Origin of the sequence: Embleya sp. NPDC020630 (assembly GCF_044334985.1) — a bacterium.
Taxonomy (GTDB): domain Bacteria; phylum Actinomycetota; class Actinomycetes; order Streptomycetales; family Streptomycetaceae; genus Embleya.
In genome coordinates this window covers 1143324-1167536 of record NZ_JBIRUB010000001.1, presented here as the reverse complement: position 1 = coordinate 1167536, position 24213 = coordinate 1143324, and the positions used below count along the sequence as shown (strand labels likewise).

General features: G+C 74.0%; 18 protein-coding genes. 5 read left to right on the top strand and 13 right to left on the bottom strand.

From position 1 onward, the window contains the following. The first annotated feature begins 28 nt into the window (after positions 1-28). Positions 29-652: a helix-turn-helix domain-containing protein gene (locus ACH4XV_RS04725; protein ID WP_395786789.1), complete on the top strand. Its 624-nt coding sequence runs from the start codon at positions 29-31 to the stop codon at positions 650-652. Here the strand turns inward: ACH4XV_RS04725 and ACH4XV_RS04720 are convergent. Further along, positions 604-1728, bottom strand: a complete 1125-nt coding sequence (locus tag ACH4XV_RS04720; RefSeq protein WP_395786788.1) for a serpin family protein — start codon at positions 1726-1728, stop codon at positions 604-606. The genes ACH4XV_RS04725 and ACH4XV_RS04720 overlap by 49 nt on opposite strands. 99 nt (positions 1729-1827) lie before the next feature. Here ACH4XV_RS04720 and ACH4XV_RS04715 point away from each other — a divergent pair, with 99 nt between their 5' ends. Next, positions 1828-2373 carry a nuclear transport factor 2 family protein gene (locus ACH4XV_RS04715; RefSeq protein ID WP_380000971.1) on the top strand — a complete coding sequence of 182 codons (546 nt, stop codon included), beginning with the start codon at positions 1828-1830 and terminating at the stop codon, positions 2371-2373. 6 nt (positions 2374-2379) lie between these two features. Here ACH4XV_RS04715 and ACH4XV_RS04710 read toward each other — a convergent pair whose 3' ends face one another. The 7 genes from ACH4XV_RS04710 to ACH4XV_RS04680 all read right to left on the bottom strand — a co-directional run bounded on the left by ACH4XV_RS04710 (position 2380) and on the right by ACH4XV_RS04680 (position 14569). Continuing rightward, on the bottom strand, positions 2380-6963 hold the full coding sequence (locus ACH4XV_RS04710) for a hypothetical protein (protein ID WP_395786787.1): 4584 nt from the start codon (positions 6961-6963) through the stop codon (positions 2380-2382). A 213-nt stretch (positions 6964-7176) separates the two neighbouring features. After that, on the bottom strand, positions 7177-8025 hold the full coding sequence (locus ACH4XV_RS04705; RefSeq protein WP_380000975.1) for a hypothetical protein: 849 nt from the start codon (positions 8023-8025) through the stop codon (positions 7177-7179). Continuing rightward, the gene (locus ACH4XV_RS04700; RefSeq protein WP_395786786.1) at positions 8022-9569 is read right to left on the bottom strand and encodes a hypothetical protein; all 1548 of its coding nucleotides are present in this window, start codon (positions 9567-9569) and stop codon (positions 8022-8024) included. The genes ACH4XV_RS04705 and ACH4XV_RS04700 overlap by 4 nt, the downstream gene beginning before the upstream one ends. 101 nt (positions 9570-9670) lie before the next feature. Next, a complete protein-coding gene (locus ACH4XV_RS04695) occupies positions 9671-11083 on the bottom strand; it encodes a HEAT repeat domain-containing protein (protein WP_395786785.1) in 1413 nt (470 codons plus the stop codon). Positions 11084-11664: 581 nt separating this feature from the next. Continuing rightward, entirely contained in the window at positions 11665-12072 is a 408-nt protein-coding gene (locus ACH4XV_RS04690; RefSeq protein ID WP_395786784.1) for a hypothetical protein, read from the bottom strand. Positions 12073-12193: 121 nt separating this feature from the next. Further along, positions 12194-12424 (bottom strand): hypothetical protein, encoded by a 231-nt coding sequence (locus ACH4XV_RS04685; protein WP_126640696.1) that lies wholly within the window; start codon positions 12422-12424, stop codon positions 12194-12196. Positions 12425-12679: 255 nt separating this feature from the next. Continuing rightward, the gene (locus tag ACH4XV_RS04680; RefSeq protein ID WP_395786783.1) at positions 12680-14569 is read right to left on the bottom strand and encodes a penicillin-binding transpeptidase domain-containing protein; all 1890 of its coding nucleotides are present in this window, start codon (positions 14567-14569) and stop codon (positions 12680-12682) included. Positions 14570-14870: 301 nt separating this feature from the next. On the opposite strand from ACH4XV_RS04680, the gene ACH4XV_RS04675 reads away from it, so the two are divergent. Beyond that, positions 14871-15194: a WhiB family transcriptional regulator gene (locus ACH4XV_RS04675; RefSeq protein WP_395786782.1), complete on the top strand. Its 324-nt coding sequence runs from the start codon at positions 14871-14873 to the stop codon at positions 15192-15194. Positions 15195-15240: 46 nt separating this feature from the next. Here the strand turns inward: ACH4XV_RS04675 and ACH4XV_RS04670 are convergent, their stop codons facing one another. Together ACH4XV_RS04670 and ACH4XV_RS04665 are read right to left on the bottom strand one after the other, a co-directional pair. Continuing rightward, positions 15241-15816, bottom strand: coding sequence for a phosphoribosyltransferase family protein (locus ACH4XV_RS04670; RefSeq protein WP_395786781.1), 576 nt, complete (start codon positions 15814-15816; stop codon positions 15241-15243). Positions 15817-16442: 626 nt separating this feature from the next. After that, positions 16443-16670: a hypothetical protein gene (locus ACH4XV_RS04665; protein ID WP_395786780.1), complete on the bottom strand. Its 228-nt coding sequence runs from the start codon at positions 16668-16670 to the stop codon at positions 16443-16445. A gap of 196 nt (positions 16671-16866) precedes the next feature. On the opposite strand from ACH4XV_RS04665, the gene ACH4XV_RS04660 reads away from it, so the two are divergent. Further along, the gene (locus ACH4XV_RS04660; RefSeq protein ID WP_395786779.1) at positions 16867-19014 is read left to right on the top strand and encodes a protein kinase; all 2148 of its coding nucleotides are present in this window, start codon (positions 16867-16869) and stop codon (positions 19012-19014) included. 520 nt (positions 19015-19534) lie between these two features. Here the strand turns inward: ACH4XV_RS04660 and ACH4XV_RS04655 are convergent. Then, the gene (locus tag ACH4XV_RS04655; protein ID WP_395786778.1) at positions 19535-20656 is read right to left on the bottom strand and encodes a DUF2637 domain-containing protein; all 1122 of its coding nucleotides are present in this window, start codon (positions 20654-20656) and stop codon (positions 19535-19537) included. A gap of 419 nt (positions 20657-21075) precedes the next feature. On the opposite strand from ACH4XV_RS04655, the gene ACH4XV_RS04650 reads away from it, so the two are divergent. Continuing rightward, on the top strand, positions 21076-21963 hold the full coding sequence (locus ACH4XV_RS04650) for a hypothetical protein (protein WP_395786777.1): 888 nt from the start codon (positions 21076-21078) through the stop codon (positions 21961-21963). 48 nt (positions 21964-22011) lie between these two features. On the opposite strand, the gene ACH4XV_RS04645 is transcribed toward ACH4XV_RS04650, so the two are convergent. After that, the gene (locus ACH4XV_RS04645) at positions 22012-22815 is read right to left on the bottom strand and encodes a TrmH family RNA methyltransferase (protein WP_395787060.1); all 804 of its coding nucleotides are present in this window, start codon (positions 22813-22815) and stop codon (positions 22012-22014) included. A gap of 157 nt (positions 22816-22972) precedes the next feature. Continuing rightward, positions 22973-24196 (bottom strand): uroporphyrinogen-III C-methyltransferase, encoded by a 1224-nt coding sequence (cobA, locus tag ACH4XV_RS04640; RefSeq protein ID WP_395786776.1) that lies wholly within the window; start codon positions 24194-24196, stop codon positions 22973-22975. Between the last annotated feature and the right edge of the window lie 17 nt (positions 24197-24213).

Genomic DNA, 24213 nt, shown 5'->3' with positions numbered 1-24213 from the left:
ATTTTGGACCCAAGGACACAATCGCGCCATGACCGATCCCGCCGAAGCCGTCGGCTACACCCTCGCCGCCAATCTCCGCGCCGCCCGGCAGGCCCGGGGCTGGCGGCTGGACGAACTCGCCGGCCGCTCCGGGGTGAGCCGCAACATGCTCCAGCAGATCGAGACCTGCCGGACCAACCCGAGCATCGCCACCCTGGCCCGAGTCTCGGCCACCCTCGGCATCCCGATCGGCCGGCTGGTCGAGCCGCCCGAGGAACTGGGCCACGTGGCCCGCCGCGACGACGCGCCGACCCGCCCCGGCGGCCGGGAGAGCGTGTTCCGGCTGCTGATCAACGACACCACCGCGCCGTTCACCGAGCTGTGGGAACTGCGCCTGGCGGCACACGACGAGGTGTCCGCCGACGCGCACCCGACCGGTACGCGCGAGCTTCTGCACGTGCACGAGGGCACGGTGACCGTCGAGGTGGGCGGCGCGACGTTCACCGTCGGCCCCGGCGACGCGCTGCGGATGCGCGGCGATCGGCCGCACGTGTATCGCAACACCCGCGCCGATCCGGTCCGGCTGACCATGACCGTGGTCTACGCGGGTGTGCCCGATCCCCGCTACCGGGAGGTCGGCGCCGCCGCCTCCCGGGGCACCGTGGCCTGGTAGCCCGCGAACAGCGGCACGTAGCCGGTGGGATCCGTCACCACACACGCGAACGGCCGGTCGAAGCACACCGGACGCGGCTTGGGCGTCCAGCTCACGGGGGTGAGCGTGACGGCGCTCACCGCCGCCGCCTCGACGCCCTCCTCGGTGACCCGCAGCAGCGACTGCTGGACCATCGCGTCGATCCGCACCGGCTCGTCGGTCGCCCAGCGAAAGTCCGCGGCGTCACCCAGCGGCGCCGTCACGCCCAGTGCCCGCAGCCGGGGCACCACGTCGAGCCGGGTGCGCAGCTCGAAACGCGGCACGGCCACCTCCACGGCCGCGCCCTCGTACGGCTTCCCCGTCTCGCGCGGCGCCCATCCGGCGGTGATCACCGACGCGGGCGGGGCCTGCGGCGGGCCGAGCGCGAAGCGCACCCGTGCGGGCCGCTCCCCCACGCACGGCAGCTCCACCACGGTGACCTCGCCGTCGCGGCCGTCGATCGTCCACACGTCGGCGGCGGGCACCTCCCGGTGCATCATCGGGACCGGCACCCGGGTGCCGTCGGCGGCGTGGAACGGCCGATCGCGCGTGCGGGCGGGATCGAACGCGTCCCGCCAGCGGGCGCGCAGCGCGAGCGCGCCGACCACGAGCAGCCGCGTCGCTTCGGAGATCCGCACGGGTATCCGCTCGATCAGCCCATCCGTGGCCCGCGCGACCCAACGGTCCAGCGCGGCCGAATCCACCGGCGACCCGAATTCGACCTCCGCCAGCGCGGCCCGGAACTCGGCCCGCAGCGGCGCCGCGCTCCACACGCCGGTGGCCACCGCGAGCGCCTCGATCCCGGCCAGCTCACGCGCCACCGCGTCCACCACGGGCGCCGCCTCCGGCCAGGCGAGACCGACCACGTCGGCCAACTCCTCGGCGGTGTCCCCGTCCGCGCCGACGGCCGGCACCGCGAGCGCCAGCCACAGGCCGGTCGGCGAGCACACCACGTCGCCACCGGCCGCCCGCACCCCGGCGTCGCTCAGCAACGCGTCGAGCAGACGCGAGGCCAGCTCCCGTACGGCGCCCGCGTGTTCGCGCAGAGCCGGTTCCATCTGATCACCCTTGTCGTCGCCACGTGGTCGCTGCCCGGAGGTGTTCGGTGTCCCCCCGGCCGAGGAGATGTATGCCTCCCGACCGTAGTGTCGTGCGTCATGGACGACTTCGGCGGGGACGTGGAGCTGCGCAGACTCATCGACCGTCAGGCGATCCGCGACGTGGTGTCGCGGTACTGCCGGGGCATCGACCGGATGGACCTCGACGCCGTCCGCGCGTGCTACCACCCCGACGCCACCGACGAACACGGCGCCTTCACCGGGACGGTGGACGAATACCTTGCGTGGATCGGGCGATTGCTCCCCCGATACACCTCGACCATGCATCTGACCGGCAACCACCTGGTGGACTTCCGCGACGACACGCCCGATCTCGCCCGTTCGGAGACGTACGGGATCGCCTTCCACCGCAGCGCCGACCCGGCGCCGCGCGGCAACCTGACCACCGGCTTCCGCTACATCGACGACTTCGCCCGGCGCGACGGCGTGTGGCGGATCGCCCGCCGGGTGGCCACCACCGAGTGGGTCCGGGTCGACGACGCGGCGGGGCAGTGGCCGGTGCCCGAGGGGCTGCGCACGGGCCGACGGGATCGCACCGACGCGGTGTACGCGCCGTTCCCCGCCGACCCGGGCCCGCCTGCCTGATCGGCCTCAGCCGATCGGCTCCGCCGCCTCCACTGCCCCGACCGGATCCACTGCCTCGACCGGATCCACCGGCTTGCGGAACACCCGGGTCGCGTGGATCTCCCCGACGATCTGCGGTGCGTCCGGCTCCTGCGGCACCGGCAGCCCGGGCCGCAGGTGCTCCTCGACCGAGATGTACTTCAGCCCCGCCCGCAGGTCGGCGTCGTTGCGCAGTCGCACCACCAGCGGGAACTCGGCCAGCGCCGTGGTGTCGAACAGCCCCGTGGTGTACACCAGTTGCACCCCGAGCGCATCGGCCACCGCGCGCTGGAGCTCCAGCAGATACGACGCGTTGGCCCGCCCGATCGGGTTGTCCAGGAACAACGTCCCGGCGTGCCGGTGCCGGGCCCGGCCGCGGTCGTTGCTGCGCAGCGCCGCCATCGTGCAGTAGAGCGCGATCGCGGCGGTGAGCAGCTGGCCGCCGGAGAACACGTCGCCCATCTGCCCCACCGGAACCCGTTCGGCCCGCAACACCGAGTCCGGCTTCAGGATCTCCACCTGCACCCCGCGCGGGCGCAGCGCCGCGTGCACCCCGCGCAGCAGCAGCGTCATCCCGTCCCGCCGCACCCCGCCGACCGTGCCGTCGCGCCCGCGCCGGATCGTCCGGGTCGCCTCGTCGACCACCTCGCCCAGCGCCTCGACCAGGGCCGCCGCGTCCGGCTCGTCGAAGCGGATCCGCAGGAACTCCTGCCCGGACCACTCGCCCAGCTCCTCCGGCAGCCGGGACAACCGCTGCGCGGCGCGCAGCGTGGTCAGCGCGGCCTCGACCATCCCGCGCATCCGGTCCACGATGCTGTCCCGGTTGCGTTCGATCTGGCGCAGCTCGTCGGTGAGCACCCGCAGGCGCGGCGCGAACGCCGCCGACCAGGCGGGCGCGTGCTCGGCGAGCGCGGCCGGCGGCAGTTCCCGGATCTGCTGCCGCGCGGGCATCCGGACCTGCTCGAACCGGGTCGCGCCCGCGTGCCGCACCAGCGTCTCGGTGCGCTCGCGGACCTGGGCCTCGGCGGCGGACAGGTCGGCCGCGGCGGCCCGCAGCGCGCGCCGGCACGTGGTCGCCGCGTCCCGCGCGTCGGCGACCGGACCCGCGAACGGCGTCGCGGCCGGCTGCTCGGGGTCCACCGGCACCGCCGGCAGGGTGTCCGTGAGGGAGGCCGCCACCTCGCCGAACGCGCCGGCCGCGTGCTCCGCGTCGGTGTGCTCGCGCACCAGGCGCCCGTGCGTCTCGCGGGCCGACGCGACCTCCTCGGTCCGCGTCGCGTGTTCGGCGCCGGCGGCCCGCAACAACTCGTGCGCGTGTGCGCCGTCGCGGGGGCGCTGCTCCTCGGGCAGGTCCAGGTGGTGCTCGCGGCCCTCGGCGGGCGCGTGCCGCTCCACCTCGCCGCGCAGTCGGCCGAGCAGTTCGCTGGCCGCGTCGGCGCGCCCCTCCAGGGTGCGTACGTGGTCCTCGGCGCGACCGGCGGCGGCCAGGCGCGAGGGGCCGTCGGAGCCGTCGAATCCGTCGAGCAGCTCGGCGGCCTGTCGGCGCACCTTGGCGGTGAGCCGGTCCAGGGTGGACTGCGCGGCCGACTCCTCGCTCTCCGCGCGGGCCTGCTCGGCCCGCAGGTCGGCGCCCACGCCCACCTTCTCGTACAGCGCGCGGGCGGTGCGGTACGCCTCGCGCAGCGCGGGCAACGACGCCCGCGCGGCGGCCTCGTCGGCCGCCTCGTCGGCGCCCGGCTCCTCGGACGCGCCGGTGATCTCGGCGCGTTCCTCACGCAGCGCGCGGGCGGTGCGGCGCGCGTCGTCGGCCGAGCGCTGCGCCTGCCGGCGGTCCTCGTCGGCGGTGCGGGCCAGCAGCCGGTCCGCCTCGGCGCCGGCCTCGTGTTCGGTGGTCTCCTGCTCCAATTCGCGGATCCGGCGCGCCCACCCGGCCCGCTCGCGCAGCCGAAAGGCGAGCCCGGCCAGCGCGTCGGCGCGGCGGCGCGCGGTCTGCGCGGCGTCCATCCGCCGATCGCGCCGATCCACCGCCTGCGCCCGGTCCTGCTCGGCGGTCACCGCGGCGATCTCGGCGGCCTCCCCCGCGGCCTGCGCGGCGGCCAACTCGACCCGCGCGTCGGCGACCGCCTCGAACAGTTCGTCGAGCCGGCCCGCCGGACACGCCGCCCGCCACGTCGCGAGGCGTCCGGCCAGCGCCCGATCGGCCTCCAGGCGCGCGGCCCGCTCGCGGATCGCCTCCTGCCGCTCGCCCGCCCGCCGGCGCAGCGCGTCCCGCTCGGTGTCGGCGGCCCGCTCGTCGTGCATCGCCGGGTTCGGCGGCACCAGGAACGTGTCCGCCCGCTCCTCGCCCGGCTCCAACAGCGCCTGCGGGGTACCCACCGCCACCGCCGAGCGCGGCAGCAGCGCGGCCTCGGCCAGCACGTCGCGGGCCCGGTCCATCGCGTCGTGCATGGTGACGATCACGCCGTCGACCAGCTGCGGGCGAGCCGCGAGCACCGCGGCGTGCCGCTCGGCCGGCACCGACTGGGCCAGGTATCGCCAGCCCGGCAGGGCCGGAATGCCGTGCTCGCCCAGGAGTTCGACCGCGGCCAGCACGTCGGGGCCGGCGGGCAGCAGGCCGCCGTCGCCCAGCGCGGCCAGGATCCGCGAGTCGTCGGCGGCGCCGGTGCGCAGGTGGAACAGGGTGCGCTCGCCGTCCACGACCGCCTCGGCGAGCAGTTCGCGCAGCACGTCGGCGGCCCGGTCGAAGGTGCGCGCGGCCTGCTCGCCGATCGCAGTTTCGGCGTCGGGGCCCAGCAGTTCGCGCACCCTCGGCTCGGCGGCCAGCGCCGTCGCGTTGTCGTGCACGGCGGTCAGGTCGGCCTCGGCCACGCCCAGCCGGTCCGCCGCCCGGGCCGCGGCCAACTCGGCCCGGCCGCGCGCGGATTCGGCCTCGCGCACCCGCGCCGCCGCCTGTTCGGCCGCCGCCCGGGCCTCGGTCCAGGCGGCGGAGGCGGCCTGCTCCTCGTCCGAGGCGCGCGCGGCGGACTCGGCCGGGTCGCCGTCGTCGTCGATCCAGCCCGCCTCGACCGCGAGATCGAGTTCGGCGCCCACCTCCACGAGCCGGCCGCGCAGATGCGCCGCCTCGCTGCGGGTGCGCTGCGCCTCGGTCGCGGCGGTGGTGGCGGCCCGCTGCGCCCGCTCGCCCCGCTCCTGGAGTTCGGCCGCGCGCCGCTCCTCGGTGTCCGCCCGGCCCTCCGCGCCGGCGGCGGCCGCGTGCAGCGCGCGTACCAGCGCCGAGGCGGCGTCCTGGCGGGCGGCTAGGGCCGGCGCGGCGTCCCGCTCGGCGGCCCGGATCGCCACGTCCACCCGCTCGGCCCGGTCCACCGCGGCCCGGTGCCGCAACACCGCCTCGGTGGCCAGCCAGGCCGCGTGCAGCCCGCGCGCGTCGCCGAGTTCGCGCTTGATCCGGGCGGCGTCCTTCTCCGCGGCGGTCAGCCGCATGCCCGCGTGCCGGTGGGTGATCTCGGCGGTGACAAGCGCGGCGTGCGCCCGGGCCCGCTCGGCGGCGTCCACGGCCGCGGCGGAGTCGGCCACCCGCCGGGCCAGTTCGGCCGCCCGCTCGCGCTCCCGCTCGGCCCGGGCGCCCAGTTCGCGGCCGAGCCCGCGCGCGGCGTCCTCGGCGTTGCGGTGCACCGCGCGTACCCGGGTGCGCCGCGAGGCGGCCTCGCCGACCGCGTCCAGGAGTTCCACCGCGCCCTCGACGAAGTCCCGCTCGGCGGTCAGCTCGGCGCGCTGGGCGAGCTTGACCGCGAACCCGTCGACCAGGTCGGCGAGTCCGTCGGTGTCGGCCGGGTCGGAGACCGCGCGAAGGAGCAGGTCGACGAAGTCCGCGTCGTTCTTGACCGCGAACAGGCCCGCCGCCTCGCCCTCGTCGGCGTTCATCTCGCGCTGGTAGCGGAACAGTTCCGGGTCCAGGCCGAGCACGTTCAGGTGCTCGATCCAGCGGTCGTGGATCTCCTCCCAGACCACGTCCACGTCCGGGTAGACCTTGTGCAGTTCGGTCATCGCGTCGCGGAAGCCGCGCATGGTCCGCCGCCGCCCGCCGACCTGCACCGGCAGCCCGTCCAGGGTGAGCCCGGGCCCGGGTCGGAAGGAGTACCAGCTCTCCGCGAACTTGCGCGGGTCGGAGGAGACCTGTCGGCCGCGCCACTCGCTGACCTTGCCGACCACGACCGTCTCGCCGGTGAGCACGTGCTGCCATTCGAGCGCGACATGCCCGCAGTCGTCGGCCAGCAGGAACTTGCGCAGCACACCCGAGCTGGCCCCGCCGAGGGTGTTGCGGTGTCCGGGCAACATCACCGAGAAGATCAACTTGAGCAGGACCGACTTGCCGCCGCCGTTCTCCAGGAACAACACGCCCGCGGGCGCGGGTCGGCGCGGCGGCCCGACGGGCTCGCCCTCGAACAACTGCGCCTGCCTGGGCGCCGGGTCGGGCACGGGCGCACCCACCCCGCGCAGGTCGAGCACGGTGTCGGCGTAACGCGCACCGGCGGGCCCGATGGAGAACAGGCGGACCCGGGACAGCTCGTACATCGGCGGTCAAATCTCTCTGGTCGAAACACAGGACGGAACAGGTCGAATAAACGGGGCGAAACGCGCACGTCACGCGACACCCGAAACAACGCACACGCGGACGAACGGGCGAAGGGGCGAAGGGGCGAACGGACGGCGCGAGGCGCACCCGGCGCGGCACGCGCGGACGGTCGGGACCCGCGCCGTGCCGGTCGCCGCCGCCCCGGCGCGCGGTCAGACGCCGTGGAAGGGCAACCCGGCCCCCGGCACCAGTTCGCCGTCGACCGCGGCGGCCAGCAGGCTCGGGCTGCCGTCGGTGACCGCCACCACGCCCAGCTCCAGCAGCTCCGACATCGCCGCCGAGCCGGCCGTGTCGCGGACCTGGAGCTGGTAGCGCGCCGTGGTGCGATAGGTGCCGCCGCCGTCGTCGGAGACCCGCTGGAGGAAGCCGGAGTCGACCAGGAACGCCACCGCCTTGGCCACGATGCCCACGGTGGAGGCGGCGAGCCGGCGGGCATCCTTGGTCGCGCCGGTGGCGCTGCGTCTGGCGTAGACCCGCCAGGCCGCCTCCAGGCTCGGCCCGTCCACCTCGGGGTCGCTGATCTCGCCGCGCAGTTCGGCGCGTTCCTCCAGGCGCCGGCAGGCCTGGCGGACGAAGGCGTCCACGCCGTGCACGCTGAGCCGGCCCACGTAGGCGTCGTCGGCCAGGTCTTCCGGGCGCGGGAAGGCCATCGCGGCCACCGCCAGGTGGGCCAGGCCGTGCAGGAAGCGGTCGGCCGACTCGGTGCCGGCCCGGCGTGCGTAGTCGCCCATCCGGACCGCGAACACCGAGTCCTCACCGGCGGTCACCGCCATCCCGGCGCGCGGCGACACCTCCAGGACGACCAGACCCAGACCCGCCGCGACGGCCGCGGCGAGCGCCGCGAAGCGCGGATCCTCGCGGTGTCGGCGGATCAGGTCGGCGTATTCCGCGTCGCGCGCCGGCAGCAGTTTGGGCTGGAGGCCGAAGGCGACCAGGCGGGCCGCGTCGCCGACGTCGGCGGAGGTGATCGGGGCGGCGTCGGCCGCCGTGTCGTGGGTCATCCGGGGGTGGGCCCTTCCGGCTCGGGTCGCGCGCCGGTCAGAACCGCCGTGCCGATGATCAGGTCGGCGCCGCCGACCTCGGGGTCGTCGAGTTCGGTGCCGTCGTCGACGGCCACCAGCAGGGTGTGATCGCCCTGGCGCAGCGCGGTGCCCACCGGCGGCGAGGCGGCGTGGAACGCGAGCAGCGCGACCAGGTAGCCGAGGTCGGGATCGGCCTCGCGGGCCTCGGCGAGCAGCCCGGACAACCGGCGCGGGGTCTCCGGCGGAATGTCCAGGAGCAGCGCCGCCGCGTCGTGCTGGCCCTCGCTGTACCGGCTGTCGTCGGGGGTGAGCGACACGTCGGGCTCGGGCAGTTCGGCGCCGAGGTGGTCACGCGGCGCGGGCGGGGTGAGCAACATCTCGGTCAGATCGTGCAGGCGCACCGCCACGGGGGTGCGCAGGCCGGTGCCGGCGGCGAAGAACCGGTCGCTCACCCGGCGCGCGTCGCCCACGGGCAACTCCAGGAGCGGGCGCAGCAGTTGCCCGTACAGGTCGAGCCCGGTGCGGGTGCTCGGCGCGGCGAACGCCTGCCGGTCCTGCTCGGCCCGGAACAGCGGTCCGGCCTCCATCAGCCGGGTCTGCAACTGGGTGTGCCGGCGGATGCAGTCCTGCACGATGTCGACCAACTCGGCCGCGCCGCGCTTGCGCTCGCTCTCCTCGGCCTCGTCCCGGGCCCGGCGGATGTTGATCAGGATCGCGTTCTCGTGCCGGTAGCGGTCCGCGACGTGGTCGAACGCCTCGTCGATCAGGTCCGGCACGGCCTGGAGCCAGTCCACGGCGCGCACGTTGCGCCGGGTGGCGTCCAGCGCGCGGCGCAGCGATTCGGCGTACTGCACGGTGCGGTAGCGGGCCTGCTCGGCGGCGAACCTGGCCTCGGCGAGCCGGCCGCGCCGGATCAGGTGGTCGAGTTTGACGTCGGCGGCGATCTGCGCGCTGGTCACGTCGGTGTCGAGGGCGCCGACCAGGACGTTGATCGCCTCGTCGGTGGCGCGCAGGAAGATGTGCCCGTCGGGGCCGGGGACCTCTTCGAGGAGCTTGAAGTCGTAGTCGCGCCGGATGTATTCACCCTCACGGGTCCACATGCCGTAGACGGCGCGAAAGCCCCGGTCGACGCTGCCGACGTTGATCAGGTTCTCCAGGACCCAGCGGGCGACGCGCTCGTATTCGGCCGGGTCGCGCCCGGGGGCCTGGGCGGCCACGCGCGGGCGGAGCCGGCTCACGATCTCGTCGTGGTCGGCGCCGGTGTCGAAGTCCATCGTGACCGTGACCAGGTCGATCGCGGCGAGGCCGAGTTCGGCCATCGCGTAGACGGTGTACTCGCCCGCCAGGTTGGCCTTGCGCGCCTCCAGGTCGTGCAGCGGCGCGGTGCAGGCGAGGGCCTTGAGGCGGCGGGCCAGGCCCTCCTCGGTCACCCCGGAGCGGGGGTGCGCCGCGCCCGGGGGCAGCGCCGGGCCGGCGGGCGGCGGCAGCTCCCCGGGCCGGACGGCTCGGGCGGAAACGGTCATGGGAGTAGAGCCTAGGACGTTCGGCCGACAGCTTCGGCGCCCGCCCACCCCGGATGGGGCCGAACGGGGGCGGGGTCGGCCGCGGGCCGGCTACATCCGGCTCACATCTCGCTCAGCCTGGCCTTGGCGGCGGTGCGCACCTCGGCGTGCTCGGCCGGGTCGCCCGCGAGCCGGCGCAGTCGCGTCACGGCCTCGGGGCGGCGCGCGTCCACGTGGCGCGCGGCGATCAGTCGGGTGTCGGCCTGGCAGTCCCAGAGGGCTTCCACGGCCGTCTCGGCGGCGAAGGTGGGCTCTATCCGGGCGAGGGTCTCCACGGCGCAGGCGCGCAGTCCGGCGGAGGCGGCGTCGCGGTAGACGTCGCGGATCAGGTCGAGCGCGTCGACGAGGGCGAGGCGCCCTATGCCGGTGACGAGGTCGCACAGCCGGAAGTGGTCGGCCTGGTCGGCGCCCGCCGCGCCGACCGGGGGCACCGCGGCCACCTTGGCGCGCAGCGCGTGCAGCAGAATCGGTCCGTCGGCCGGTTCCCCGGCACCGGCCAGTATCCGCACGGCCACCTCGCCGAGCAGGTCCTCGCGGGCGGCCCAGGTGCGGGCCCGGGCGACCGCGGCGGGGGTGCGCAGGCCGCCGATGGCGTGTGCGGCGGCGAGCCGCACCCCGGTGGGCGCGTCGGGCGCGAGCGCACCCTCGGCCAGGTCGAGCAGCGCGCCGTCGCCCTGTTCGCCGAGGTAGCGCAGCGCGGCGGCTCTGGCGCCGTCGGGTCCGGCCCAGGCGGCGGCCAGGATCGCGCCGCGGTGCTCCGGCCCGGCGACGGCGGCGAGCCGTCGGCCGCAGGCGAGCGCTTGGCGTGGGCCGTCGGCGGCCTCGGCGAGCACCTGGTCGACGGTCTGCGCGGGCGCGGTCGGCGGTGTGCCGGGGCGCACGGAGCGGGTCAACTCCCAGCGCCACCAGTCCAGGTCGACCTGTTCGACGACGGCGCGCACCCGCTCGTCCTCGGCCGCCCAGATCCGCCACGGGCGCATGCCGGTGGAGCGCTTGACGCAGTCGTAGAGTTCGTCGTCCTCGCCGCGCTCCAGCACGACGTCGAGCATGCCGGTCAGCGCCGCGTCCCGGCCGATGGCGGCGAGCCGGTCCAGCGCCTCCGGCCAGTCGCGGCCCTCCTCGACGTAGGCGCGCAACAACTCGGTCGCGTCGGTGCGGCCGAGGCGGGCGAGCGTGCCGAGGACGGCGAGCGGGAGCGCGGTGCGGTCCGCGTCCTCGTCGGTCCAGTCCTCCTCGCACAGCAGATGTCGGGCGAGGCCGTCGAGGCCGGCGTCGAGGTCCGCGTACAGGCGCGCGTAATAGAGCGAGCGGGACTCGGTGGCCGGAACGGCACGGGGATCGCGGACCACGCAACCGTCGAGCGCGTCGAGCACGGCGACGCGGTCGGCGACGAGGGCCCGCCGGGCGCCCTGTCCGTGGCCCCTGCGAAGCAGGCCGAGGAGGGCGTCATGCGAGGTGATGACCGGATCGAACATGCCGCAAGCATCGGTGGCCGGCAACCCTGGAGCAACAGGATTTAGGACACATGTACCCGTTGCCCGTTGTTTCGGCGAACCACGGAGCGCCGTTGTCACCGTTTCGTCACCCGAAGCCACGAACTGTACCGCCCCCGTTGGCCCGCCGGCCGCCGGGGTATGCGAGGGGGCCGGCCGGGTGCGGGGACCGCCCGGGCAGGTGCGGGAGGCGGCCCGGGGGGTGGGGGAAGCCGCGCAGGTGTGTGTGGACGGCCGGGCGGGTCTGCGGCGGCGGGCATCCGGGCGCGACAGCCGGGTCCGCGAGACCGGGCACCCAGGCATGCGCAAGCCGACAACCGAGCCCACGAAACCCGGCACCCAGGCACGCGCGAGCCGACAACCGAGCCCACGAAACCCCGCACCCAGGCATGCGCAAGCCGGCGGCCGAGCCCACGAAACCCGGCACCCAGGCATGCGGGAGCCGGCGGCCGGGTCCGGAAAGGTGCGCCTTGGGTGCGCGGCGGCTGCGGCCGGGTCCGCGGGATCGGGCCTCGGGTGGGCGAAGGCCGACGACCGGGGCCGCGAGGGCGGCCCCGGGGCGGTCAGGGTTGCTTGGGGACCGGGATGCGCGGGCGGTCGCGACGGACGGTGCCGTAGTCCTCGCCGTCGAGCGGGCCGAGCACGCGCGCGGGTACGAAGGACTCCATGGCCCACGCCCGCGTCTCCACGTCGGCGGCGAAGCCGTACGCCCCCCATACGGGCCAGCGCACGCGGGCGCGCCAACTGCCGTCCCGGTACTGGTGCCAACTCACCAGGGTGACCTCGAGGTGCTGCCCGTCCGGGAGGACCATGCGCACCCGGGGGCCGGTCGGGTGCGCATCGGCCTCCTTGCGGCGCTCGCCGACCCGGCTCGGCGGCGGCGGCTCGCGAACGCCGAGCGGTTCCGTGGCCGGCGTGGGCGAGTCGCCGCCGACGGCCGGATTCCGTACTGCTGCGGTCTGGCTGCTCACGCGGCCATTGTGCGGCGCCGGAACGATCCGCCGGCCGAAACGCGTCGCCGCGCGCACGCGTCCCACCCGTACGGCGCACGGGGGCGCCACGCGGATGGGACGTGTGGGGGGGTGCGTCCGGTCAGGAGACCACCCGGAGTTCGGCCGGACCGACCACGCTCAGCCCGAGCACCGCGGCCAGGTCCTCGACGAGGTTCGCGGCCTGGTCCGGAGTCAGTCGTTCCACCGTCCACTCGTCGGTGGGCCGGCCGTGCTCGTCGGTGTGCGGGCCGAATCTCAACTCGATCGGACGTTCGGCGTCGGCGGACGGCAGCACCGGAACCCGGGCCACCAGGGTGACATTGTTCGACATGACGTCGACTCCCTTCGGAGAGCGAAAACGATCGCCGCTGTCATTGCCGGTCACTCCTCACGCTCGCATCGGACACGGACGGTGTCCAGGTGCATCCCGGTGTCACAAGGAGCGTGCCGGGCGCGCCTCGACGCACCGAAAAGCCCCGGCGCGCACCGCGCGCCGGGGCTTCGCTTCCGTCGACCGGTCGTGTGGGGGACCCGGGAGGAGGGCCCGCATGACCCCCGGGAGGGGCCCGCATCGGTCGGAGGTCGGCTAGCCGAAGAAGGCCTTCACCACCGGACCCGCCGCCGAACCACCGGACTTGCCCTTCTCCACGAGCACCGCGACCGCGACGTCGTCCTTGAACGCGATCATCCAGCCGTGGGTCAGGGTCTCGCCCTTCTCGTCGAACTCGGCGGTGCCGGTCTTGGCGCCCACCGTGCCCGGGATGCCCTGGAGCATCTTGCCCGAGCCGTTCGCCACCACGCCCTGCATCAGCGCCTTGAGCTGGCCGGCGATCGACGGGTCCAGGGGATGCGAGGGCACCCGGCCCGGCACGTCATCGGGCGCGAGCACCGGCTGGTTGAACTTGCCGGAGGCGATCGTCGCGGCGACCGAGGCCATCACCAGCGGGCTGGCCAGCACCCGGCCCTGGCCGATCATCGACGCGGCCTTGTCGTTCTCGCTGTTCGCCGGCGGCACCGAGCCGTCGAAGGTGACCGTGCCGACGTCCCACTTGGCGCCGATCCCGAACTGGTCGCCGGCCAGCTTGTTCAGCGTGTCGTTCTGGATCTTGCCGCGGTTGCCGATGAAGGCCGTGTTGCAGGACTGCGCGAAGTCGTCCTGGAACAGCGCGTCGGGCATCGGCTTGAGGCCGTCGTAGTTCTTGAACGTCTGCCCGTTGACCACCAGCGTGTTCTCACACGCCACCTTGTCGGTCGGCTTGATGCCGGCCTGCAACAGCGCGCCCGAGGAGACGGTCTTGAAGGTCGAGCCCGGTGGGTAGCGCCCGGTGAAGGCACGATTGTCGCCGTTGGACGGGGTGTTCGCGGCGGCCAGGATCCCGCCCGATTTGGCGTCGAGCACCACGATCGAGGCGTTGTTGCCGCCGGTCACCGACTTGAGCGCCTTCTCGGCCTGGTCCTGCACGCCCGGGTCCAGGGTCGTCTTCAGCGACTCCGCCGGCTTGCCCTTGACGTCGACCAGGGTCGCCTTCTCCGCGCCGCCCGCGTCCACGATGGTGATCTTCAGGTCGGCGACGCCGGCCAGCTTCTTCTCGTAGCGGTACTGCAGACCGGAGGCGCCCACCTGGTCCGCCGACGAGGCGCTCGGGTCGGCGTTCTTGAGCAGGTCGGCGTTGTCGCCCGAGGCGACCGTGCCGACGATCTGCTTCGCCACGTCACCGGATTGGGTCGCCCCCTCCTTGACCTGGATGCCGCCCAGACCGGCCAGCTTGACCTGGCCGCCGCCGTCCCACTTGTCCTTGCGCAGCGTCACCAGGGGCAGCGACTGGTTCGGATCCGCCGCCGCGACCCGGCCCTTGAGCTTGGGGATGTCCAGGTCGAACATCGGGTCCGACAGCGCCGCGTACAGCGCGTCCGCGTTGGTGATCTTGGCCGGCCACAGGGACAACGCCACCACGGGCGTCGTGGTGGCCAGCGACTTGCCCGTGCGGTCCAGGATCTCGCCGCGCTTGGGCAGCGTACGATCCCGCTTGATCTTCCCGTTGTCCGCCAGTTGCGGGTGCACGATGGTCTGGGTCCAGTGCACGGTCGTCTTGCCGTTCGCGGTGACGATCGGAACCGTGGACGCGATCTTGACCGGGTCCGCCACCCCCTTGAGGGTCAACGTCGCGTTGTACGCGAGCGTGGCCGGCGCGTTGTCCTTGCCCTTGGTGTAGGTGCCGGCCTTGTACTCGGCCTTGACGATCCCCAGCTGCTTGTTCGTGGTGTCGAGACCCTGCTTGGCCGTGGCGGGGTTGTCCGTGAAGGACGCCGCCTTGGTCAGGTCGCCGCTCTGCCACGCGGTCAGGAAATCCCTGGCCGTCGTCTCCGATGTGTCCTTCTTGTCTTCTCCGCCGCTGCACGAGGTCAGCCCGGCGACCACGACGACCGACACCATCAACGGCACGGCCGACGGCAACCGTCGCATCCTGCTGCCCACCAGATTCCTCCCGTACGTTCCGCGAACCCCCGACAACCGCCGGCGGCCTCCGGTCACGCTACCGGGGGCGCCGGGGCGAATCGGTCATCGGGCAGGTGTACGAGCCACTTGTGACCTGGTTGTTGAGGTGCTCCGAACGAGGGAGTGAGGGATCGCCCTCAACCCTGCGCGAACGGGAGCCGAATTCCCGGCGGGAGGAAACCGGTCTCCCATCCGATGCGTCGGTAGGAGCAAGAGGGTCAGCCGGGACGGGGGCCCCGCTTTGACCGTTGGCACCGTCGAGCAGGAGGAGAACGGGGCGATGGGGACCACACGGATCGCCATACCGACACCACCGCGTTACGGGTGGCAGGAGGACGCGGCATGCAGGGGCCTGGACGCCGGCCTCTTCTTCGGCGACGACCAGGAGCGACCCGGCGAGCGCCGGGCGCGCGAGCGGGTCGCCAAGAAGGTCTGCATCTCCTGCCCCGTGCGGCGGCGCTGCCACGAGCACGCGATGTCGGTCCCGGAACGCCGAGGTGTGTGGGCGGGTCTCGGCGAGACCGAACGCGCCGCGCTGTTGCGCGAGCAGGAGCAGGAGCAGGGGCAGGAGCACGACCGGGAGGAGACCACGACGGCGGCCTGACCGAGCCGACCGTCGGGTCCCGCCGCGGACGCCGGTGACCGGGGGGTCACGCCGGCAGATCGTCCTCGGTGAGCAGACCACGCACGTCCAGTCGAGTGCGCACGTGCGGTGCGCAGGCGTCCACCACCACCGCGGCGCCGATCCATTCGGCGCCGGCCTCGGTGACCATGCGGCGCACCGCGCTCGCCTGTGCGCCGGTCTCGAGCCACTCGTCGACGAGCAACACCCGGTCGCCCGGGCGGAACAGCCGGCCCGGGACCACGAGGGTGAGGCCGCCGTCCTGGTATTCGGGCGGGGTGGCGGCACGCAGCATGGGATCGGCGGCGGGCCCCCGGTGCTCGCCCACGATCCGTCGATCCTTGCGGATCTCCACGAAGCCGACGCCCAGATGCAGCGCGGTGATCGGACCGAGGACGAGGCCGCGCGTCTCGATGCCAACAATCAGCGTCGGCCGCGCATCGGCGTGCAGGGCGCCGAGGCCGGGGCCGAGCATCGCGAGCAGTTCGGGGTCGTGCCACCACTCGGACGCGTCGGCGAAGGTGCCCCACGGGGTCTCCCGCCAGGTGAACGCGTCGGCAAGTCGCCGCGCGACGGCTCCCAGACCGCCCTGACGACCCGTCACCTCGACGCCACCCCGTCTCGTCCCCCGTATCGATCTTCAACCGAAGAGCCTACCGGGACGCCCAAACCCCCACGCTCGGCCCATTCGGCACACGGAGGTTGGGACGGCACGCGATCGATACGCACACGGGCCTGTCCGCCCAATGCTTGCCACACGCGGCGCGGGCCGGCGCCGGGTGCGGCGCGCGATCTTGGGCGGCACTCGGTTGCCTCGCGCAGGCCGCGACAGCCGTTGGCGCGCGGACCCGGGCACCTGCCGTTGGTGCGCGCAGGCTTGGGCGGCCTGGGGTTGGCGCACGCGGGGTTGGGCCGTCCGCAGTCGGTACGCGCGAGCTTGGGCCGCGCTCGGTTGCCACGCGCGGGCTTCGGCGCGCCCTGGTTGCTGTACGCGGCTTGAGCTGCCTGCGATCGGTGCGGGCGAGCTTGGGCCGCGCTCCGTTGCCGCACGCGGGCTTGAGTAGCCTGCGGTTGCCGCGTCGCTTGGGCCGCCCGCGATGGACGCGCGGGTTTGGGCCGCGTTCTTCGCCGCACGCGGACCGGCCTGCGGTTGCCGCGCGGGCTGGGGTGGCTTGTGGTTGCCGGCTGTGGGCGACGGGAGTCGGGTGCCTGGCTGCCGTCGCCCTGTGGTCAGTCGGCGTCGGGGCGGTCCAACGGCTGTTCGACCAGGGCCAGTACGCGGCTGGCCATGAATCGTGCCGTGCGCACCACCGTGCCCGTCCGGGTCAGTTCGCTCACCTCGACCACGCCGCGCCGGACCGCGACATCGAGCCGGCGCCCCGCGCGGGTCGCGGTCATCTCGTAGGTTTTGGTGCTGTCGCCCGCGTCGACCACTATCTCGACCCGATCGCCCTTCATTCGTGCCCCCTTCGACCGATTACCTCCATCTTCTCCCACAGGTCCGACATCGACGGGCGCTGCGGCGGGGTGGTCCGGCGCCGACTCCGGGGCGCCTTACCGCGCCGGGCGCCGGGGTTCCTCTAACGTGTCTCGCACAGGGGATTCGGGCAGACGAAACCCGGACGACGGCACCACGCGAGGGGATCGGGCACACATGACGATGGTGCGGCTGCGACGGCAGGATCCGCGCATCGTCGGTTCGTATCGGTTGCTGCGTCGTCTCGGTGCCGGCGGCATGGGCGTGGTCTACCTCGGAGTGGACCGGCACGGCACCCGGGTCGCGCTCAAGCTGATCCGCCAAGAGCTGGCCGGGAACCCGGAGTTCCGCTCCCGCTTCGCGCGCGAGGTGGCCGCGGCGGCGATGGTGCGCGGCAACCGTACGGCCGCCCTCGTGGACGCCGACGCGGGCGCCGAGCGGCCCTGGTTGGCCACCGTGTACGTGCCCGGCCCGTCCCTCCAGCGCCGGGTCGGCGAACGCGGCCCGATGGGTTGTCTGGACCTGGCCCGGATCGGCTCGGCGGTGGCCGACGGCCTGGTGTCGGTACACGCGGTCGGCGTCGTGCATCGCGACGTGAAACCGTCCAACATCCTGCTGTCCCCCGACGGTCCGCAGATCATCGACTTCGGCATCGCCTACGCGGACGGCGCCGGCACCCTGACCGTCACCGGAACGGCCGTCGGCTCACCGGGATTTCTGGCCCCCGAACAGGTGCGCGGGCAGACCGTGACGCCGGCCACCGACATCTTCGCGCTCGGCGTCACGCTGGCCTACGCCGGGCGCGGGGCACCGCCGTTCGGGTCGGGGCCGGTGGACGCGCTGCTGTATCGGGTCGTACACGAGGAACCCGACCTGGAGGGTGTGCCGGAGCAGGTGGTGCCGTTGATCTCGGCGTGCCTGTCCAAGGATCCGCGGATGCGGCCGACGGCCGAGCAGGTCCGCGAGCGGCTGGCCGCGATCGCCCGGCGGCGCGAGGCCGAACGGGGTACGCCGGCGCGCGGCACGGCGGCGTCGTCGACCGCGGCTCCGGCCGCGATGAAGGGCGGCGCGATGCTCGCGGCGGGGCCGAGGGAGCGGGACCGCGAGCGGGAGCGGGAACGGGCCAGGCGCGAGGCGGCGCGGCGCGAGGGAGCGCGGCGGGACGAGGACACGCGGGCCGAGCGCTCGGCGGCGCAGCGCGCAGAGGCGGGTCGGCCGGAGACGGGGCGTGCGGAGCCCGGTCGGGGCTCGGCGGAGGGGCACGGCACGGGCCGGTCGGAGTCGGGTCGGCAGGACGGTGCGCGGCACGAGGCGACTCGTCCGGACGCGGCCCGGCACGACGCGCGGGGGCACGGATCCGAGGGTCAGGGATCCGATCGGCGCGGCGCGGACGGCGGGCGGGCGGACCACGCGGCCCGGCACGAGCCCGGCCGGGGCGACGCCGGGCGGCACGAGCCGCGGCAGGAGTCGGCCCGGCACGAGACACGCCCCGACGGGGGCCGGCACGACACGGGGCGGCCCGACGCCGGCCGCGGCGAACGCTCCGAGGCGTCGCGCGGCTCGACCTCGGAGCGCCCCGAGCGCGGGGAGCGGCCGAACTCGGACCGTTCGCATCACCCGGATCGCCCGGACGGCAAGCGGCCCGGCCGGCTCGACCACGGCCCACGCTCCCGCGCGGGGTCCGGCACCGGCCCCGGCTCGGCATCCGCGTCCGGCACCCCGCGCCGCCGCCGGCCCGAGGAGCGACGGCGGTTGCTCATCCAGCAGTTGATCGTCTTCGTGGTGGTCACCGCGATCGCCGCGCTCGCGATCGCGGCGTTCCAGAGCGACGGCGGCGACGACGGGCCGAAGGTGCCCGCGGCCGCCGACCCGGCCCCGCCGCAGGCGCCGGGGCCGTTCCGGATCGGCCCGGCGCACGGCTCGATCCCGATCGCGGACTGGTCGGACCGCACCTACTCCGACCCCTCGGTGAGCGGCGCCACGGTCACCCTGACCGATGGCACGGCCGTGGTCGGCAGCGACCGGGTCACCCTCGGCGACGTGGTCCCGGCAAGCCTGGACGGCGCCCCGGCGGTGGTCGTGGTGCTCACCCGCACCCCCGGCGCGGGCGGCCCGGCGACGCACCTGGTGGAACTCTTCCGCTTCGCCAACGGCGCGCCGACCACGGTGGCCGCGCTCGCCGCGGTCGCGGATCCGCAGGCCGTCGCCACCCGCTGGACGGTGGTCGAGGGCGGCATCTCGCGCATCCAGTCCTACCTCGACGTCCCCGACGTGACCACCCGCTACGTGGTCGGCCCTTCCGGCGTCCTGGTCCCCACCGCCTGAACACGGCCCCGCCGCCCACGCACGATCCCCGTCGGGGCGATCCGGGTGATGCGGCCCGCCCCGCGCGCTCGCCCCGGTCGAGGCGTTCCGCGGTCGAGCCGCGCGACGCCTCGGAGCGTACGCCGCGGACGGCGTCGGGCCGCCCCGTGTCGTGCCCGTCCCCGTCGGGGGCGCGTCTCGTGCCGCCCGGCGTCCCCCGCCCGGGCTCGTGTCGGACCGCGTGCTCCGCCCGCCCTCCGCTCCGCGCCGCCCGGACACCTGGCCCTCGGCCCCGTGCCCCCACGCATCGTGCCGAGCCGCGCCCGCCCCGGCCGCCTCGTCCCGACCCGACTCGGACGGCCCCGCGCCCTGCCCCTCCGCCGACCCCCGACCGGCTCCGCCCGCCCCGATTCCGGCCGACCCACCTCTGCCCGCTGCGCCACCCACCACAACGACGAGGGGCACCCGGCCCGAGCCGGATGCCCCTCGTTCGTGTACCGCACTGCCTCGCGCGCCGCGTCGGATCACGCGGTGTCCGGCCTCAGCCGAACTGGCGTTCCAGGTCCTTCAGTTTGCGCTCCAGCGAGTCGAGCCGGGGCAGCGTCATGGTGTCGTCCTCGGCGGTGAGGTCGATGACGTCGCGCCGCTCGGCACCGGTGGAAGTGCCCGTCGCCGCCGGGAGTTCGCTCGCTCGCGTGGAGGATGCAAGAGCCGGACGGCCGGAAGGGCCGTTCGCATCGGCTGAGCCGCCGTGGCCGGAAACGTCGTTTCCGGCTATAGCAGGCTCCGAGAGTGCTTCGGAGCCGCCACCTCCCGGCAGAGCAGCCATTTCCTGACGTGCGGCGCCGCGCCGACCGAAGTGGCCGGTGCCCTCGCCGCGGCTGAGCGCCTTGAGCTGCGCCCGCTCGCGCTTGCCGTCGATCCGCCGACGCTCGCGGTCGTCCTGCTTGGCCCGCTTGTCCTCGCGGACCTCCTCGACCGCCTCGTCGAGGGTGCGCACGCCTTCGAGCAGCATGAGCGACCAGGCGTTGAACGTCTCGTGCGGGGCGCGCAGCCACCGCACGATCCGGATCTGCGGCAACGGACGGGGCACCAGGCCCTGTTCGCGCAACGCGGCCCGACGGGTCTGCTTCAGCGCACGGTCGAACAGGACGGCCGCGGAGAGCGACATGCCGGCGAAGAACTGCGGCGCACCGGCGTGCATGTCGCCGCGCGGCGCGTGCACCCAGTTGAACCAGGCCGAGGCACCCGCGAACGTCCAGACCAGTATCCGCGAGCCGAGCGCCGCGTCACCGTGGCTGGCCTCGCGCACCGCGAGCACGGAGCAGAACATCGCCGCCCCGTCGAGCCCGAACGGCACCAGGTATTCCCAGCCGTTGGCGAGCCCGAGGTTCTCCCGGCCGAAGCCGACCAGGCCGTGGAACGACAGCGCGGCCGCGACGCCGGCGCAGACGAACAGCAGGGTGTACGAGGCGACCCCGTACATCAGCTCCTTGCGCCGTCGGCGATCCTGCTCACGCTCCCAGTTGTCGGATCCTTCCCCGGTATCGGTCGCATCGGCCTTGCGGCGTCGGACGACCAGATACGCCACAAGCGCCATAAGGGCGACCAGTTCCGCCAAGCCGACGAGGGCCCAGGCCAGGGGTACACCCATGATCTCCAACGAGCTTTGCCTCGCTTCCCGTTCCTGATCCGATTGCGCGGCGCCCCATACTGGCGGAATTTCGCCTGGTGCGGGTCGAGTCCACCGAATATCCCGCGTGTGGGTGACGGGACATTCCCCCGCACATCCACTTTTTCGGCCGCCCGTGCGACCCGAACAGGCCACTGCGCCATTTTGGACGACGCTCGACCGTACTGCACTTCCGCGCACACGCTAGTCCAAGATCACATTCGATCGAAATTGGCATGACGCGATCGGCATGTCATGAGACAAATCAGGGAAGGTCGTTGCCTCGAATTCCGGGGCGATCGGAAGAAACATCTCATCGAACGCAAGAAAGAGAGAAGCGGATCACTACCAACGAAGTACACAAACGAAAGCAATCAGTCGCCAATCGGGACGCAGGTGATCGGATCAAAATGCATCGGATCGCCGCCTACCTGGACGGACGACCCTACCGGCTGATCACCCCACGCCCGTCGAACACGACCCGGTTCGCCGTCAACCACTTCCACGACCATGGGCACGTGGTGTCCGACCGCGCCGGCGCAGTGCTGTTCGCCCGGCTGATGTGGGGCCTGGCACACGAGCGATACCCGAACACCCTCGTGGTGATCGACCGCCGCCACCTCGACCCGAACCCGTTCGACGCCGAACCCTCGCCGCCCATCGTGCTGTTCGCCGGCGAGCGCACCCCCTTCGGCGGCCGGGCCGCCCGCGACCTGCGCCGACTGCTGCCCACGCTCGGCCGACCGGACGGCACCGTGCACTGGCGTACCCACGGCTTGGACGCCGCGCTCACCGACCGCGATGCCTGGATGCGGCGACACCCGGAGCCCATGTGGGACTGGGAGCGTGAGCGCCGGCACAAGCGCAAGCCGGAAGACACCATGCGCGAGGGCCTGTTCCTGCTGCCCGCGGACGCCGAAGCGCTCCGACGCGAAGCCGTGTGCATCGCGGGCATGGAGGTGTCCGCCACCGCGCCGATGGCCTACGAGTACCTGCGCCGCTACAGGTTCCAGATCTTCCACGACTACCGGCGCCGGGTGAGCGCGGCCCGGACCGCGCGCCGCGAGATCGAGGCCCTGCCGGTACCGCCGAACCGGTTCGACCCCTGGAGGTATCCCGACACCGACGCGCCCCGCCTGCACATCTGGGACCGGGGCACCGAGATCCGGAAGGACCGGATGCGAGGACGCCGGGTACACACCCGCCCGGACCTGTACCACACCCGATCGATCAACGACATCCAGCGCTCGGGCGAAACCGCCCGCGAACGCCACTACGACGCCCCGTCGAACACGTGAGCCCGCCGAGCCCATCGCGCCACGTTCCCCCGTTCGGCCGTCCCCCACTCAGCCGAACGCCACCGCATAGAAGGCGACCGCCGCAGCGGCACCGACATTCAGCGAGTCCACCCCGTGGGACAGCGGGATCCGCACCAGCCGATCCGCCGCGGCCAACGCCTTCGCGGTCAGCCCCGGCCCCTCCGCGCCCAGCATCAACGCACATCGATCGGTATCCGCGGTCGGCAACTCGTTCAGCGCCACAGACCCTTCGCCCGGAGTCAGCGCAAGGAGGGTCAACCCGGCCCCGCGCAATACGTCGAGGCCGCCGGGCCACGGGTCCAGGCGCGCGTACGGCACCGAGAACACCGCGCCCATCGAAACCTTCACCGACCGCCGGTACAGCGGATCCGCGCAGTCCGGCGACAACAACACCGCATCCATGCCCAGCGCCGCCGCGCCACGGAAGATCGCCCCGACGTTGGTGTGATCGTTGACCCCCTCCAGCACCGCGACCCGCCGCGCACCGGCCACCAACTCACCCGCCGCCGGCAACACCTTGCGCCCCATCGAGGCCAGCGCCCCTCGGTGCACCTGATACCCCGTCACCCGCTCGACGACCTCGGGACTACCCACGTACACCGGCACGTCGGCCCCCTCGATCACCTCCGCCATGACCTCCAGCCACCGCTCCGAAAGCAACATCGACCGCATCGGATACCCCGCCCCCACTGCCCGCCGAATCACCTTCTCCCCCTCCGCCATGAACAGCCCCTCGGCCGGTTCACGACGACGGCGCAACTCGACATCGGTCAAATCGGTGTAGTCGACAAGCCGCGGATCCCCAGGATCATCAACCAAAATCACGGACATCCCCCCAGTCTCCCAGCCCCCCACACGCCAACATCCCGCCACCCAACCCGTCCGCCGCTCAACGCCAAGCCGACCGCAGGCCAGGCGCGCCACCAGGCGATCCTGGCCCAGGTCGCCCCCCAGCCCGTCCGGCGTTTGAGGACCGGGCCGGCCGCCGTCAACCGGTGAGCGCCGCCACCTCGCCGATGACCACGATCGCCGGCGGGCGGATCCCCGCCGCGGCCACGTCCGCCGCCGCCGCGACCAGCGACGTGCGCAGGACCCGCTGCGTGGCCATCGTGCCCTCCTGGATCACCGCGACGGGAGTCGACGCCGCACGGCCATGCGCCACCAGCGCCGCCGTGATCGGCCCCAGCCGTTCCACCGCCATCAGCAGCACCAGCGTCCCGCGCAGCCGCGCCAACGCCGCCCAGTCCACCAGCGACCGAGGGTCCTCCGGCGCGACATGCCCCGAGACCACCGCGAACTCGTGCGCCACACCCCGGTGCGTGACCGGGATGCCGGCTATCGCCGGAACCGAGATCGCACTGGTGATCCCCGGCACCACCTGACACGGCACGCCCGCCTCCGCGCAGGCCAGCGCCTCCTCGAAGCCCCGCCCGAAGACATAGTTGTCGCCGCCCTTGAGCCGCACCACGAAGCGCCCCGCCTTCGCGTGCGCGATCATCGCGTCGTTGATCGCCTCCTGCGCCATCGCCCGCCCGTACGGGATCTTCGCCGCGTCGACCACCTCGACATGCGGCGGCAACTCGCCGAGCAGCGCCCGCGGCCCGAGCCGGTCCGCGATCACCACGTCGGCCTCGGCCAGCAACCGCCGCCCGCGCACGGTGATCAGGTCCGGGTCGCCCGGACCGCCACCGACCAGCGCCACCCCCGGCAGCACCCCGCTCGGGCGTTCCTTGCGCGCGGCCAGCGACCCGTCGTGCAGACCCTCGACGATGCGATCCCGCACTCCCGCCGCCCGCCGCGGGTCTCCCCCCGCCAGCACCGCCACGGTCAGGCCGTCGTGCCGCCCGCTGGCCGGCGTCCACGCACTCGCGTGCGAGGCGTCGTCACAGCGCACGCAGAACACCCGTCGCGCCTCGGCGTCGGCCGCCACCGCCTCGTTGACCTCGGCGACATCGGTCGCGGCCAGCGCGTACCACGCCCCTTCCAGATCGCCGGGCGCATAGGCCCGCCGCGCCCAGCGCAGTTCGCCGCCGCTCGCCATGCCCTCGACCGCGGGCGTCGCCTCGGGGGCGACCACGAGCACGTCCGCGCCGGCGTCGAGCAGCGCGGGCAGGCGACGCTGGGCGACCGTACCGGCGCCGACCACGACGACACGCCGGCCCTCCAGGCGCAGGCCGGCGGGGTAGGCGGGGGGACCAGGAAGTCGGGACATCGTTCTCACTTTTCCGG